This is a genomic window from Bifidobacterium platyrrhinorum (assembly GCF_010667645.1).
Taxonomy (GTDB): domain Bacteria; phylum Actinomycetota; class Actinomycetes; order Actinomycetales; family Bifidobacteriaceae; genus Bifidobacterium; species Bifidobacterium platyrrhinorum.
Window position 1 is genome coordinate 109196 of the sequence record NZ_WHZV01000005.1, and the last position, 14174, is coordinate 123369.

General features: G+C 67.2%; 12 protein-coding genes. 1 reads left to right on the forward strand and 11 read right to left on the reverse strand.

Translation table 11 applies throughout. The annotated features are described in order from the left end of the window. Positions 1 to 77: 77 nt before the first annotated feature. Positions 78 to 1418, forward strand: a complete 1341-nt coding sequence (brnQ, locus tag GFD21_RS07025; protein ID WP_318643741.1) for a branched-chain amino acid transport system II carrier protein — start codon at positions 78 to 80, stop codon at positions 1416 to 1418. A gap of 15 nt (positions 1419 to 1433) precedes the next feature. On the opposite strand, the gene GFD21_RS07030 is transcribed toward brnQ, so the two are convergent. The 11 genes from GFD21_RS07030 to uvrC form a co-directional block, all read right to left on the reverse strand. Next, positions 1434 to 2189, reverse strand: a complete 756-nt coding sequence (locus tag GFD21_RS07030) for a carboxymuconolactone decarboxylase family protein (RefSeq protein ID WP_163197266.1) — start codon at positions 2187 to 2189, stop codon at positions 1434 to 1436. Positions 2190 to 2330: 141 nt separating this feature from the next. Further along, complete coding sequence (locus GFD21_RS07035; RefSeq protein ID WP_191996885.1) at positions 2331 to 3863, reverse strand: aminotransferase class I/II-fold pyridoxal phosphate-dependent enzyme; 1533 nt, start codon at positions 3861 to 3863, stop codon at positions 2331 to 2333. Between the two features lie 152 nt (positions 3864 to 4015). Then, entirely contained in the window at positions 4016 to 4873 is an 858-nt protein-coding gene (locus GFD21_RS07040) for an HAD family hydrolase (RefSeq protein ID WP_163197267.1), read from the reverse strand. Then, positions 4870 to 5820 carry an L-lactate dehydrogenase gene (locus GFD21_RS07045; RefSeq protein WP_163197268.1) on the reverse strand — a complete coding sequence of 317 codons (951 nt, stop codon included), beginning with the start codon at positions 5818 to 5820 and terminating at the stop codon, positions 4870 to 4872. The genes GFD21_RS07040 and GFD21_RS07045 overlap by 4 nt, the downstream gene beginning before the upstream one ends. Positions 5821 to 5935: 115 nt before the next feature. After that, on the reverse strand, positions 5936 to 6184 hold the full coding sequence (gene secG / locus GFD21_RS07050; RefSeq protein ID WP_163197269.1) for a preprotein translocase subunit SecG: 249 nt from the start codon (positions 6182 to 6184) through the stop codon (positions 5936 to 5938). Between the two features lie 75 nt (positions 6185 to 6259). After that, the gene (tpiA, locus tag GFD21_RS07055) at positions 6260 to 7054 is read right to left on the reverse strand and encodes a triose-phosphate isomerase (protein WP_163197270.1); all 795 of its coding nucleotides are present in this window, start codon (positions 7052 to 7054) and stop codon (positions 6260 to 6262) included. A gap of 132 nt (positions 7055 to 7186) precedes the next feature. Further along, complete coding sequence (locus GFD21_RS07060; protein ID WP_163197271.1) at positions 7187 to 8392, reverse strand: phosphoglycerate kinase; 1206 nt, start codon at positions 8390 to 8392, stop codon at positions 7187 to 7189. Positions 8393 to 8526: 134 nt separating this feature from the next. Next, positions 8527 to 9474, reverse strand: coding sequence for a DNA-binding protein WhiA (gene whiA / locus GFD21_RS07065; protein WP_163197272.1), 948 nt, complete (start codon positions 9472 to 9474; stop codon positions 8527 to 8529). A gap of 188 nt (positions 9475 to 9662) precedes the next feature. Further along, positions 9663 to 10595: an RNase adapter RapZ gene (gene rapZ, locus GFD21_RS07070; RefSeq protein ID WP_404801565.1), complete on the reverse strand. Its 933-nt coding sequence runs from the start codon at positions 10593 to 10595 to the stop codon at positions 9663 to 9665. Then, complete coding sequence (locus GFD21_RS07075) at positions 10592 to 11563, reverse strand: shikimate dehydrogenase family protein (protein WP_163197314.1); 972 nt, start codon at positions 11561 to 11563, stop codon at positions 10592 to 10594. The genes rapZ and GFD21_RS07075 overlap by 4 nt, the downstream gene beginning before the upstream one ends. 82 nt (positions 11564 to 11645) lie before the next feature. After that, positions 11646 to 14057, reverse strand: a complete 2412-nt coding sequence (gene uvrC / locus GFD21_RS07080; protein ID WP_163197273.1) for an excinuclease ABC subunit UvrC — start codon at positions 14055 to 14057, stop codon at positions 11646 to 11648. Positions 14058 to 14174: the final 117 nt, after the last annotated feature.

Genomic DNA, 14174 nt, shown 5'->3' on the forward strand with positions numbered 1-14174 from the left:
GCTATGGTGGGAGACGTTCCGTCCGCGACCCGGTATGCGCCAGGGCACGGGCCGACGGCCGGACGGGGAAAAGGAGAATCATGCATCTGACCGCACGCCAACGCCTGGTGATGACCTTCACGTTCTTTTCGATGTTCTTCGGGGCGGGGAACCTGATCTTCCCGCCGTTCGTGGGAGCGCAGGCCGGAACGGCCGCCATGCCCGCATCCGTCGGGTTCATCGTCTCGGCGGTGGGACTGCCCATCCTCGGCGTGCTGTCGGTCACGTTCTCCGGCGGGTTCGACGCCCTCGCGGGCCGGGTCTCCCCCGGGTTCGCACTGCTGCTGGGACTGGCCATCATCCTCACCATCGGTCCGTGCTTCGCGATCCCGCGCACGGCGACCACGTCGTTCGAGATGATGGTCGCGCCGTTCACGCCGGACGGGTCGAGATGGATCGCCCAACTCGTCTATTCGCTCGTGTTCTTCGTGCTCGCGTTCCTGTTCGCGCAGCATCCCGAGAAACTGTCCAAGGTGCTGGGAAGGTTCATGGGACCGCTGCTGCTCGTGCTCATCGCGGTGATTTTCGTCGCCTGCCTCGTGCACGGCGTCGGCACGCCGGGCTCCCCGTCGGGGGACTACTCGTCGAACCAGATGGCAAGGGGGTTCCTCGACGGCTACCAGACGATGGACCTGCTGGCAGCCCTCTATTTCGGCATCGTGATCTCCGCGAACATCCGGGCGCAGCGGATCGATGACGAACGCCAGGTGAGGCTGGAGACCGCGTACGCCGGCATCGGCACCGGCGCGCTGCTCGTCCTCATCTACGGCGCGCTCGGATACGTGGGCGTCGTCTCGGGCACCATCGCGGCCATCGACCCGTCGAAGGACACCGGCGCCACCGTGCTCACCAATCTCACCTCGTCGGTGTTCGGCGCCGCCGGCACCGCGTTCCTCGGCCTGGTGTTCGTCGTCGCCTGCCTGAACGTGTGCACCGGGCTGATCTGCACGTGCGCCACCTATTTCCACGAACGGTTCCGCACCGTCGCCGGGCATGGCGTGACCTATCGCGCATGGCAGGTCGTCTTCACCGTGTTCAGCTTCGTCGTCTCGAACGCCGGTCTGAGCCTCATCATCAAGGTGTCGGTGCCGGTGCTGTCCGCGCTGTATCCGATCGCCATCGTGCTGGTGCTGCTCGCGCTCACGCACCGCGTGTTCGGTTCGCGTTTCCCGCGCGTCTATTTCTGGACCGTGGCCCTTGTGGGCGTCGTCGCCTTCGCCGGCTGCGTCTCCTCCCTGACCGCCGTGGCCGGGGGCTCCCTGCCCTGGCTGGACGCGACGCTGGCGCTGCTGCCCCTGCAGGGATACCAGCTCGGGTGGTTGGCACCGGCGGCGCTCGGCGCCGTATTCGGCGTCATCGATTCGCTCGTGCGTCGATGATACGGCGTCGCCCGCTCACCGCGCTTTGGCCGCCGCCTCGTTGATGCAGCGGATCGCGTTGAGGGTGCGCGGGTAGCCGATGTAGGGCATGCATTGGGAGACGACGGCGATGAGAAACGCCTTCTCGTTGCCCACGCGCATGTTGGCGGCGGCATGGCTGGTCAGTTGCGGTTCGCATCCTCCCTGCGCGGCCAGGAAGCACAGGGTGATCATCTCGCGTCGGCGTACGTCGAGGCCGCCGCGCGTGTAGTAGTCGCCGAAGCAGTTGTCGGCGAGCCATTTGTTGATGTGCCGGGTCTCCTCGGGGCCCGAAGCGGCGAAGCCGCGCATGCGTTCGCCGAAGATGCCGATCTGCGCCCGTTCTCCGGCGGCGGCACGCGTCTCCGTCGTGGTGGTCGATTGGCCCTCCAGCGGCAGGTCCACGCCCTGATCGACGAGGATGTCGTTGGTGAGGTTGAGGAACGGCAGCACGCGCCCGAATCCGAGGTAGGCGACCGCCTGGTAGACGATCTCCTTGGCCTGGACGGGGGTGACGCCGCTGCGCAGGGCGACCGGGAGCAGCATGCCGTAGGCGTCCGCGCCCTGGCTTCCGATCAACGTGGCGAGGATCGCCATCGAACGGGTCGGATCGTCGAGGTCGGGGTGGTTCGCGCCGGGCTCGTGCACCACCTCGTCGTACGCGAAACGGGAAAACAGGTCGATGAATTCAGGATCGCACTGTGCAAGCGTGGGTTTGCCGTCCGCGAACAGACCGCCTTTTCTGCCGAACATGGGGGCTCCTTCCATCATGGGCGGCCATGCGTCCGCCGGTTCGGTCACCAGCGTAGGAGCCACGGGGGCCGCAGGCAAATGCCGCGCGGGACGTCCGGACCATGCCCGGCGGGCATGCGGGACGGACGCCCCGCGCCGACGTCACGACTGCCAGTAGTAGTCGAAGAAGTCGGCGATCTTGGCGGTGGCGTCGCGCAGCACTTCGATGCGCGGCAGGTAGACGATGCGGAAATGGTCGGGCTCGGCCCAGTTGAAACCGCCGCCGCGCGTGATGAGGATGCGCTTCTCATGCAGCAGGTCGAGCGCGAACTGCTCGTCATCGTGGATGTTGAACCGTTTCACATCGATCTTCGGGAAGATGTAGAACGCGGCCTTCGGTTTGACGGCGCTCAGGCCGGGGATCGCGTTGATCGCGTTGTAGATGTATTCGCGCTGCTCGTAGAGACGGCCGCCGGGTACGATGTAGTCATTGACGCTCTGGTGGCCGCCTAGCGCGGTCTGCACGATGGACTGGGCGGGCACGTTCGAGCAGATGCGCATGTTCGCCAGCATGTTGATGCCCTCGATGTAGTCCTTGGCGATGCGCTTGTTGCCCGACAACACCATCCATCCGACGCGGTAGCCGGCGATCATGTGCGACTTCGACAGGCCGGAGAACGTGACGCAGAACAGGTCGGGGGCGAGCGAGGCGATGGACGTGTGCGTCAGCCCGTCCATGACGAGGCGGTCGTAGATCTCGTCGGAGAAGATCATGAGGTGGTGCTCGCGCGCCAGGTCCACGATCTGCTGCAGCACCTCCTTCGGGTAGAGCGCGCCGGTGGGGTTGTTCGGGTTGATGAGCACGATGGCGACGGTGCGGTCGGTGATCTTGGCGCGCATGTCGGCGATGTCCGGGTACCATTCGGAGCCCTCGTCGCACACGTAGTGGACGGCCGTGCCGCCGGCGAGGTTCACGCAGGCGGTCCACAACGGGTAATCGGGGCTGGGGATGAGCACCTCGTCGCCGTCGTCGAGCAGGGCGGACATGCACAGGTTGATGAGCTCGCTCACGCCGTTGCCGGTGTAGATGTCGTCGATGGTGACGTTCGGCAGGTTCTTGAGCTGCGCATATTGCATGATGGCCTTGCGCGCGGAGAACAGGCCCTTGGACGGCGAGTAGCCTTCGGTCTCCGTGAGCTGGTGGGCCATGTCGTAGACGACCTCGTCCGGCGTGCGGAAACCGAACGGCGCCGGGTTGCCGATGTTGAGCTTGAGGATGTGGGTGCCGTCGGCCTCCATGCGGGCCGCCTCGTCGACGACGGGGCCGCGCACGTCGTAGAGCACGTTGTCGAGCTTGTGGGATTTGCCGAAGGTGCGCCTGCGCGGGGGCACCGCATCCGCCGCGGCCGCCGGCGAGGACGATTCGGCGCCGCCGGCCACGTCACCGTGCTCCGCCGGCGCGGGGACGCCGGACGCGCCGCCGCCCCGGAGCCAGCCGGCATCCACGTTGAGTTCGCCGGCGAGGAAGTCGAGGATGTCCTCGCGCGGCATGGTCTTGCCGGCGACGTACTGGCTGATGTGGCTCTTGCCCATCCTCACGCCGCGCTGTTCGGCGGCGCGCACCAGGTCGACCTGCTTCAACCCCCTGTCGTTCATCGCCTCGTGCAGCCGCTCCGCGAACACCGCTGTGGACATGTCTTCCTCCAAACCATGAAGTTCAATATCCATATTGAACATTGGTTCATAACCTAGAGGGAGTTCAAGACAAGTTCAATTCCATCCGCGCATCGTTTCGCATGCCGGACGGAGGGAATTGAACCTCCGCCCGGCATGCCATGCGGGGGATCTCACAGCAGATGCGTCTCGATCCATTGGGCGACGCCGTCCTCGTCGTTGGACGGGCAGATTTCGTCGGCGATGTCGAGCACCTTGGGGTTGGAGTTCGCGACGGCGACGGAGCGGCCGGAGAACCGCATCATGTCGATGTCCACGAGGTCGTCGCCGAAGGCGATGGTCCGCTCCGGGGCCACGCCCATGCGCTTACACAGGGTTCCCAGGGCATCGCGCTTGTTGGCCTTCGGGTTCATGAACATATACAACGTGCCCTCCGAGACGGACAGCGCGAAGTCGTCGGGAACCAGATGACGGATCGCCTCGCGCTGCTCACCTTTCGGGAACGCGATGATCTTGTCCGCGACGCCCGTGGGCACATCCGTTTCGGTGAAGTCGGTCAGGCGCCAGGTCTGGGTCTTCCAGTAGACGCTGACGTCGAAGTTCGTGTACCTCACGTCGTCCATGACGATGCCGACCTCGAGGCCGGGCATCGCGTCGAGCAGGGACCGGCATACCTCGCAGGCGCGCGACGACGGGAATCCGATCTTCATGAGATGGCCGTCGTCGGGCATACGGCCCGAGGTGAGCATGTCGTAGTCGGATTTCGCCGGATCGAAGTCGATGAGCGCGCCGTTGAGATAGATGCATGCGTCGACCGGCAGCCGCTCGGCGAGGGCGTAGCCGGTGCTCACGGGTCTGGCCGTGGCGATGGCGAACCGATAACCGGCATCATGCAGGCGTTCGACGGCTTCGACGGACCGCTCGGTGAGGTGTCGTCCCTCGAAGGTGGGGGCTCCGTGCAGCAGCGTGCCGTCGAGGTCCGCGACGATGAGTTCCGGAGCGCGGAGGCCATTCACGACGGCCCCGCTCACAGCAGCCCCTCGCAGTAGGAGCGGACGAGCTCGGCGGAATGGTGCAGCTTGGCGTGCTCCTCCTCGGTGAGTTCGAGTTCGACGATCTCGTTGGCGCCGTTGGCGCGCAGTTCGGTGGGCACGCCGAGGAACACGTCGTGCTCGCCGTATTCGCCGTCGAGGAGCGTGGAGACGGGCACGATGCGGCGCTCGTCCCACAGGATCGTCTGTACGATGCCGGCCACGGTGGAGGCGATGCCGAAGTTCGTGCCACCCTTCGCGGCGACGATCTCGTTGCCGCGCATGCGCGTCTTCGCCTCGATCTCGGAGGTGGAGACGGAGGCGAAACGGCTCTGGTTGTCCGCGAGGAACTTGGCGAACGGCTTGCCGCCGAGCGAGACGGTGGACCATGCGGCGAACTGGGAGTCGCCGTGCTCGCCCATGACGAAGCCGCCCACGTTGCGCGGGTCGAGTCCGGTCTCCTCGCCGATGATGGTCTTGAGACGGGAGGTGTCGAGCGCGGTGCCGGTGCCGAGCACCTGCGTGCGCGGCAGTCCGGAGCGCTTCCACGCGTACCAGGCCATCACGTCCACGGGGTTGGAGACCATGACGATCACGCCGTCGAACCCGGAGGCCATGACATGGTCCACCACATCGCCGACGAGGCCGACGGTGAAGCCGAGCTCGGCGAGACGGGTGGAGTTCTTCGGCGGCTTGCGGCCGACGGTGATGACGACGATGTCGGCGTCGCGGCAGTCGGAGTAGTCGCCGGCGCGCACCTTGACGTGGCGGTCCTGGAACTCACTGCCGTCATCGAGGTCGTGGCTCTCCCCCATCGCCTTGTCCGCGAAATGGTCGATGAGCACCAGCTCGTTGCACAGGCCGTGCGTGACGATGCCGAACGCCGCGGTGGCGCCGACCTGGCCGGTGCCGACGATGACGACCCTGTTGCGGTTCATGGTGACCATGTGTGTCTCCTTCAGTGTTATGGCCGATCGGGCCGCGGGACCCATAAACGAACGGGACCCATGACCGAACTGACGGTCATGGGTCTCCTGCGCATGTATGCGTGCGATCCGCGGATCAGATGAGGTTGAACTTGGTCATCAGGCCGAGGGCGATGATGATCGCCACCCAGATCAGCGCGATGATGACGGTCCAACGGTTCAGGTTCTTCTCGGCGACGCCGGAGGTGCCCGCGTTCTGGGTCAGGCCGCCGCCGAACATATCGGACAGGCCGCCACCCTTGCCCTTGTGCATGAGGATGAGCAGGGTCAGCAGGCAGCTGAGCACCACGACGATGATTTCAAGGGCGATCTTCAGAGCGGTCACGGGTGGATTACCTCCGGTTTGGATTCGGTCTGCGCTCAAGCATAGCGCAACGTGCTGAAAAACGGGAAGGCCCGGTCAGCGGGTGGCCTTCTCGGTGAGCCGGCAGATCTTGGCGAGCTCGTCCACGTCGAGCGCGGCGCCGCCGATGAGGAAGCCGTCCACGTCCGGTTCCCCGATGAGCTCGACCGCGTTGCGGGACGAGACGGAGCCGCCGTAGAGGATGCGCACGGTGTCGGCGACCCTGTCGTTGAACGTGGTCCGCAGGTCGTCGCGGATGGCCTGCGCCGCGTACTGCGCGGACTCGGGCGTGGCGACCATGCCGGTGCCGATGGCCCACACCGGTTCGTAGGCGATGAGCAGACGGGAGGCCTCGTCCTCGTTGAGGTCGCGGGTGACGTCGTGCACCTGGCCGACGGCGAAGTCGAGCTCGATGCCCTGGCGGCGTTCCTCGAAGCTTTCGCCGACGCACAGGATCGGCCGCATGTCCGCGGCGAGCACGGCACGCACCTGGTCGACGATGTTGGCGTCGTCCTCCGGGTGGTACTTGCGGCGTTCGGAATGCCCGATGATCACGTACGAGCAGCCGAGGTGCGCGATCATGTCGGCGGAGATGTCGCCGGTGAACGCCCCCTGGTTGGTGACGGACACGGATTGCGCGCCGTAGCGGATCTTCAGCTTGTCCGCCTCGACGAGCACCTCCACGCTGCGCAGCGAGGTGAAGGAGGGGAACAGCGCGACCTCCACCCTGCGGAAGTCGAAGTGCGCGTCGCGCAGCAGCCATGCGAGCTTCTGCACGAAGTAGGTGGCCTCGAGATGGTCGAAGTTCATCTTCCAGTTGCCCGCGACCAGCGGGATGCGTTCGGATGCCATGGTCCCCCTTCAATGGGCCGCCGATGAACGCGGCCTCATGCGATGAATGATACGGGCGGGTGCGACAGACAGCATTGGCTCCCCGTGCCGGTCGGGCGCGGGGAGCCAATGACGGTCCGCATCGGGATCAGACTACTCGAGCACCTTCAGGCCCGGGAGCTCCTTGCCCTCGAGGAACTCGAGGGAGGCGCCGCCGCCGGTGGAGATGTGCGAGAAGCCGTCCTCCGGGAAGCCGAGGTTGCGCACCGCGGAGGCGGAGTCGCCGCCGCCGACGATGGTGAAGGCGCCGGCCGCGGTCGCGTCGACCAGGCCCTGCGCGACGGCCTTGGTGCCGGCCGCGAACTCCGGGATCTCGAAGACGCCCATCGGGCCGTTCCACACGACGGTCTTGGAGTCGACGATCTTGTCGTGGAACAGCTTCTGGGACTCCGGGCCGATGTCGAGGCCCATCTTGTCGGCCGGGATGGCGTCGGCGGCGACGACCTCCGGGGCGACCGGGGTGTCACCGGCCGGGAAGCCGGCGTTCACGACGATGTCGGTGGGCAGCACGAGCTCGACGCCGTTCTTCTCGGCGGTCTCGATGTAGCCCTTGACCTTGTCGAGCTGGTCCTCCTCGAGCAGGGAGGTGCCGACCTCGTAGCCCTTGGCCTTGAGGAAGGTGAACACCATGCCGCCGCCGATGACGAGGCGGTTGGCCTTGTCGAGCAGGTTCTCGATGACGCCGAGCTTGTCGGAGACCTTGGAGCCGCCGAGCACGACGGTGAACGGACGCTCCGGGTTCTCGGTGGCCTTGGACAGCGCCTTGACCTCCTTCTCGACCAGCAGGCCGGCGGCGGCCGGCAGATCGGCGGCGACGTCGTAGTTGGAGCCCTGGGCACGGTGCACGACGCCGAAGCCGTCGGAGACGAAGACCTCGCCGAGGGCGGCGATCTTCTTCGCGTACGGAGCGCGCACGGCGGGATCCTTGCTGGTCTCCTCCGGGTTGAAGCGCACGTTCTCGAGCAGGACGACATCGCCGTCGTTCATCGCGGCGACCTTGGCCTGGGCGTCCTCGCCGTAGGTGTCCTTGGCCAGCGGGACCTCGATGCCGAGCAGCTCGCCGAGGCGGGCGGCCACGGGGGCGAGGGACAGCTCGGGAACGACCTTGCCCTTCGGGCGGCCGAGGTGGGCCATCAGGATGACCTTCGCGCCTTCCTCGCGCAGCGTCTTGATCGTCGGCAGGGCGGCCTTGATGCGGCCGTCGTCGGTGATCGTGGTGCCGTCCAGCGGGACGTTGAAATCGGCGCGAACCAGGACGCGCTTGCCCTTGAGATCTCCAAGATCCTTGAGTGTCTTCATGAATATCCTTTCATAACCGCTTTCGCGGGAAAGTGGCGATGTCTTGCCACTTCGCATAATACAACAGGCCCGCCGGGGCGGCGGGCCTGACACAGGATTTTTTGGAACGTCTTCGGGAAACGTTCCCGGAACGTTCAGGAACGCGCCTTCGCGGTCTTCTCCGCGAGCTGCAGCAGACGGCGGATGCGTCCGGCGATGGCGTCCTTGGAGATGGGGGGCTCGGCGATGCGGCCGAGCTCCTCGAGGCTGGCGTCGCCGTGTTCGAGGCGCAGCTGGCCGGCGGCGCGCAGGTTGTCCGGCACGTCCACGCCGGCCTCGTCGAAGAGTTCGAAGGCCTTGCGCACCTTGTCGCAGGCCTCGGCCGCGGCCTTGGCGGAGCGGCGCATGTTGGCGTCGTCGAAATTGGCGAGGCGGTTCGCCTTGGAGCGGGTCTCGCCGTCGGAACGCTTGCCGGTCCAGTCGCGCGCGGAGCGCATGGCCCCCATCGAGTTGAGCATGCGTTCGATGGAGTCGGGATCGGTGAGCGTCACGCGGTACGACTTGCTCAGCTGGCGCGGCTTGGCGGTGATGCCGAGGCGGCGGGCCAGGCCGGCGAGGGCCATCGCGGCCTCGTTGCACGGGCAGATGATCTCCATGTAGGGGTTCTTGCCCAGGTCGGACAGGATGCCCTTGGCCATGAAGGCGCCGCGCCATGCGGCGCGCACCTGGGCGATCTTGCCCTGCACGATCTTGACGGGCAGGCCGCGCACGGCCTTGTTGCGGTCGATGAGACCGGTGGCCACGGCGAGGTTCACCGCTCCGCGCTCGACCTTGACGACGTGGTACTGGTGGGAGCCCTTGGGAGTGGTGCGCGTCGAGGTGATGAGCTTGGCCTCGAGGTTGTACAGGTCCTCGATGTTCGTGCGCAGCCATTCGGCGGCGACGAGCGAGTCGAACGTGGCGAGCATGACCACTTGCTTCTGGGCGTTGTTCATGAAGCCGCCTGCGAAGCGAATCATGGCGGTGACCTGCGCCTTCCTGGCGTCCGCCTTCTCGTCCTCCAGCGCCGCGAGCTCGCTTTTCACATCATCCAGAAGAGCCAAGAGCCAACCTCCTAAGTCTCGTCCCTCTCAATGGTTCCGGGGTTCGGGTCCGGCGCGGAAGATGAAGATCATGCCCCCGCTGTCCGCCGAACTTCCGTGATACCGGCCATCTTGGACAACCCTCGCGCCGTTCCCGCTTTTTCGCGATGGTCGTCTCGACATGTGGTCAGGGCCGCGAAGCGCGCGATTCAGCGCCTTTTACGCTGCTCGCGGGCGGAAACCGTGACATCAAGCCCATGTGAACGCAAACGCTTCGCCAATGCCTCGCTCATGGCCACCGACCGGTGCTGGCCTCCGGTGCAGCCGACGGCGATGGTCACGAAGTGCTTGTCCTCGCGCGCGTATCCGTCGATGGCGACGAGCAGCGCGCGCTCGTAGGCGTCGAGGAACTCGGTCGCGCCCTTGCTGTTCAGCACGTAGTCGGCGACGGGCTTGTCCGCGCCGGTCAGCTCGCGCAGGCTCGGCACCCAGAACGGGTTGGGCAGGAAGCGCACGTCGGCGACGAAGTCGGCGTCGGTGGGGGTCCCGTATTTGAACCCGAAGCTGAAGATGTGCACGGACACTGTCTTCGGCCCCGAGCCGACCATGGCCTCGTACAGTTTGGTGGACAGCTGGTGGATGCTCAGCGCGGAGGTGTCGATGACCGTGTCCGCGCGCTCCTTGAGGTTCTCGAGCAGCGCGCGCTCCTCGTTGATGCCGTCGATGAGGCGGTTGCCGTGCTGCAGCGGATGGGGGCGTCGCACCTGCTCGTAGCGTTTGACGAGCACGTCGTCGCTGGCGTCGAGGAACAGGATGCGCGTGCGCACGCCGAGATCGTCGAGGTGGCTGAGCACTTCGTTGAGGTCGTCGAAGTATGCGCGCGACCGCACGTCGATGACGGCGGCGAGCTTGTGCACGCCCTTGCCGCCGCCGGCGTTGGTCATCATGTCGACGAGGGGGACGAGCAGTTTGGGCGGCATGTTGTCCACCACGTACCAGCCCATGTCCTCCACGCAGTCGGCGGCGTGGGACCGCCCCGCGCCGGACATGCCGGTGATGAGCAGCACCTCGAAGCCGTCGGCGGGGTCCGGCTCGTTGCCCGTGGCCCCGTTGCGCGGGTTCGTGTTCGTTTCGGTGATCACAGGGTCTCCTCCAATGCGCGCCTCATGGCGATCTCCAGATGGTCGTCGTCGACGGTGACGTCCTGCAGGCGACGGTCGGCGTCGGACGGCGGATCGTCGTCCCAGATGCCCGTCATGAGCAGCACCTGGATGAGCGCCTGGTACAGGAGCATCTCCTCGCCGCCGATCGCATGGCCGCCGTGGGAGCGCCATGCCTGCATGAGCTTCGTGGGACGCGGGTCATAGACCACGTCGAGCAGCATGCCGTCGAACGCGTCGCCGGGGCGGTCGAGCGTTTCGGCGAGGCCGTCCGCGGCATGCCCGGGAATCGTGTTGATCACGTAGTCGGATTCACGGGCGGCGGCGGTCACCCCGTCCGCGTCGGACAGGTCGATCTCGTCGTAGGGACGGCCTTCGACGCCGCGGAACGCCTTCGCGGCGGAGTCCAGTCCGAGGTCGCGGCCGGGGTGGCGCGCGGCGATGGTGATACGTTCGACGCCCGGCAGCATCAGGCAGGCCGCCGCGGCCGACGTGGCGGTGTTGCCGTTGCCGATGATGAGCGCACGGCGTCCCGTCCGCCCGTTGCGATGCACGCCGAGTTCCCGGTCGGCGTGGTCGAAGGCCAGCTGGATGCCGACCACATCGGTGTTGTAGAGCCTGATCGCCGGCTTCCCGTGGGGCCATGCGGGATCGTCGTGGGTGGATTCGTCCCAGTCGAGCACCGCCGTGTTGGCGACCCTGAGCTCCCGCGCCCACACGTTGCGGGGCGTGCCGTACGGCTGGATGGTCTTCTTGAGCGGCATCGTCAGGCTGAGTCCCCGCCACGTGGGGTCGAGCCCCTTGAGGAACCCGTCGAGGTCCCCCTCCCCCACCTCGTGCCTGTCGTACGTCCAGCCGTCGAGTCCGAGCGAACGGTACGCCGCGTTGTGCAGCACGGGCGACAGCGAATGCGCGATGGGCTTGCCGAGCACCGCGCACCGATTGGCGATCGTCATGCTTCCCTCCTTGCCTTCCCGGTTCTCCCCGACCATCCTACTCGGGCCGTCCGGACCGCGGACGGAAGCCGTCTCCTCATGGCCGGCGCGCGCCGCTGCCGCCGGCGGCGCCCGTATCGCCGGCACCGCCGGTTCCGTCCGCATCGTCCGCATGCAGGGCGTCATAGATGGCCTGCGCCTTGGCATGGCCTATTCCCCTGACCTGTTCCAGCTCCTCGACGCCGACGCCGCGCATCGCCTTGACCGAGCCGAAATGCGCGAGCAGCCGCTTCTGGTAGGCGGGCCCCACGCCGGGGATGCCGTCGAGGGCGCTGCGCAACGCCCCCTTGCGTCTCGTCTGCCGGTGGTAGGTGATGGCGAAGCGGTGCGACTCGTCGCGCACGCGCTGCAGCAGGTACATGCCCTCGGACCGGCGTTTGAGGATGATCGGGTAGTCGTCGTCCGGCACCCACACCTCTTCGAGCCGTTTGGCGAGCCCGCATACGGCCACGTCGTCGACACCGCAGTCGGCGAGCGCCTTCGCGGCGGCCATGGCCTGCGGCCTGCCGCCGTCGACGACGACGAGGTTCGGCTTGTAGGCGAACCGGTGCCGGTCCGTGTTCTGCTGGACCACAGCGTCGCCCGCGCCGGCGTCCCGCGCGGCCGCGCCCAGCCCGTCGCCGGCACCGGCGCGCGTGCCCGTCGCCGCCTCCGCGCGTCGTTCCGCCTCGATGCTCTCGCCGGAGTCGCCGGCGATGTTGCCGTGACGGAAGCGCCGCGTCAGCGTCTCGTAGAGGGCGCTCAGGTCGTCGAGCGCGCCCTGGCCGTCCTTGCCGCGGATGGCGAAACGCCGGTATTCGCTTTTCTTGGCGACGGCGTCCTCGAACACGACCATGGAGGCCACCTGGAAGGCGCCGCCGACCGTGTTGGAGATGTCGTAGCATTCGATGCGCAGCGGGGCTTCGGCGAGGCCCAGCGCGTCGGCGACCTCGTTCATGGCGCGGGTGCGTGCGCCGATGTCGGCGATGCGGCTCATCTTGGCGCGCGCCAGCGCCTGCGCGGCGTTGTCGTTCGCCCTGTCCATGAGCTGCCGCTTGTCGCCTCTGCCGGCGACGCGGATCGTGACCGCGCCGCCGCGCAGTCCGGTCAGCCATGTTTCGAGCTCCCCGCGCCGGGACGGTTCGAGCTCGATGGGCGTGATGACCTCGCGGGGCACCGGGGCGATGGGGGCGAGCAGGTCGGCGCGTCCGGTGACCTCCCGGCGCGCGTTGCGTTCGCGCGTCGCCCGCGCGCGGGACGCCGCGTCGGTCGCGGTCACACGCTGCGTGGAGCCGATGGCGTCGCGCCGTTCCTCGACCTTCGCCGTCGCGTTCCCGTCCGCGCCGGAGGCGGCCGGCGCGTCGGGACGCGTGTCGGCCGCGGCGTCGTTGCGCGCGTCCGAGTAGACGCGCACGAGCAGGTCGGCCATGAGGTCGGCGTCGTCGATGTCCTCGACGCGTTCGACGCTCCAATTGCGTTCGCCGCGTATCGCTCCGGCGCGCACGTGGAAGGCGTGCACGGAGGCTTCGATCTCGTCGGTGGCGAAGCCGAACACGTCGGCGTCGACCTGGTCGTCGAGCACGACCGCGTTCTGTTCGACGACGGTGGAGAGCATGGCGATCTCGTCGCGCAGGCGCGCGGCCTTCTCGAATTCGAGGTCGGCGCTGGCCTCCTTCATGTCGCGGGTGAGCTGCGCGATGTACGACCTGCCGAGCCTGCCGGTCATCACGCCGACGAGCCGTTCGCACATGCGCCGGTGCTCCTTCGCGTCGATGCGGCCGACGCACGGCGCGGAGCATTTGCCGATGGAGGCGAGCAGGCAGGGACGTCCCGTGAGTTCGGCCTTGCGGTAGACGCCGTCGGTGCAGGTGCGCACGGGGAAGGTGCGCAGAAGACGGTCGAGTCCGTGGCGCAGGTCCCACACCTTCGCGTAGGGGCCGAAGTAGCGGGTGTCGCGGCGTTTGCGGCTGCGCGTCACCCATACGCGCGGCACCGTCTCGCCGGCGGAGACCGCGAGGTACGGATAGGTCTTGTCGTCGCGGAACTGCACGTTGAACCGCGGGTCGAACTCCTTGATCCACGTGTATTCGAGGGTGAGCGATTCGAGTTCGGTGCCGACGACGGTCCATTCGAGGCTGCGTGCGGTGAGCACCATGGTCTGCGTGCGTGGGTGCAGCAGGTACAGCGGCTGGAAGTAGTTGGTCAGGCGGTTGCGCAGGTTCTTCGCCTTGCCGACGTAGATGACGCGTCCCTCGCCGTCGCGCCATTTGTAGACGCCGGGCAGCGCCGGGATGTCCGAGGTCTTCGGTCGGAACAGGTCGCGCGAGTCGCCCAGCAGCGGCGCACCGTTGCGGTTCGTCCTCGCCGTCGGGCCGCCGGCGCCGGACACGTCGGCCGTCGCTTCCCCGCGCAACGCGTCGGCCGTCCGGCGCCATGTCTCCGGCGAGTGCCGTTCGATATCGTTGGTCATACACCACCATCCGCAACAGATTCTGCATAATATGCGACCGCATCCAAGGCGTTGCGACGCGATCGAGCGGCCGGCCGGGGCGTGCGGCGATCGACCGTGGGCTTGGCCGAACGGCCT

Bases quoted from the DNA above. Each gene is read 5' to 3' on its own strand.
- GFD21_RS07060 (WP_163197271.1), bottom strand. From the start codon at position 8,392: ATGAAGACACTCAAGGATCTTGGAGATCTCAAGGGCAAGCGCGTCCTG.
- tpiA (WP_163197270.1), bottom strand. From the start codon at position 7,054: ATGGCATCCGAACGCATCCCGCTGGTCGCGGGCAACTGGAAGATGAAC.
- GFD21_RS07035 (WP_191996885.1), bottom strand. From the start codon at position 3,863: ATGTCCACAGCGGTGTTCGCGGAGCGGCTGCACGAGGCGATGAACGAC.
- GFD21_RS07045 (WP_163197268.1), bottom strand. From the start codon at position 5,820: ATGGTCACCATGAACCGCAACAGGGTCGTCATCGTCGGCACCGGCCAG.
- GFD21_RS07030 (WP_163197266.1), bottom strand. From the start codon at position 2,189: ATGTTCGGCAGAAAAGGCGGTCTGTTCGCGGACGGCAAACCCACGCTT.
- uvrC (WP_163197273.1), bottom strand. From the start codon at position 14,057: ATGACCAACGATATCGAACGGCACTCGCCGGAGACATGGCGCCGGACG.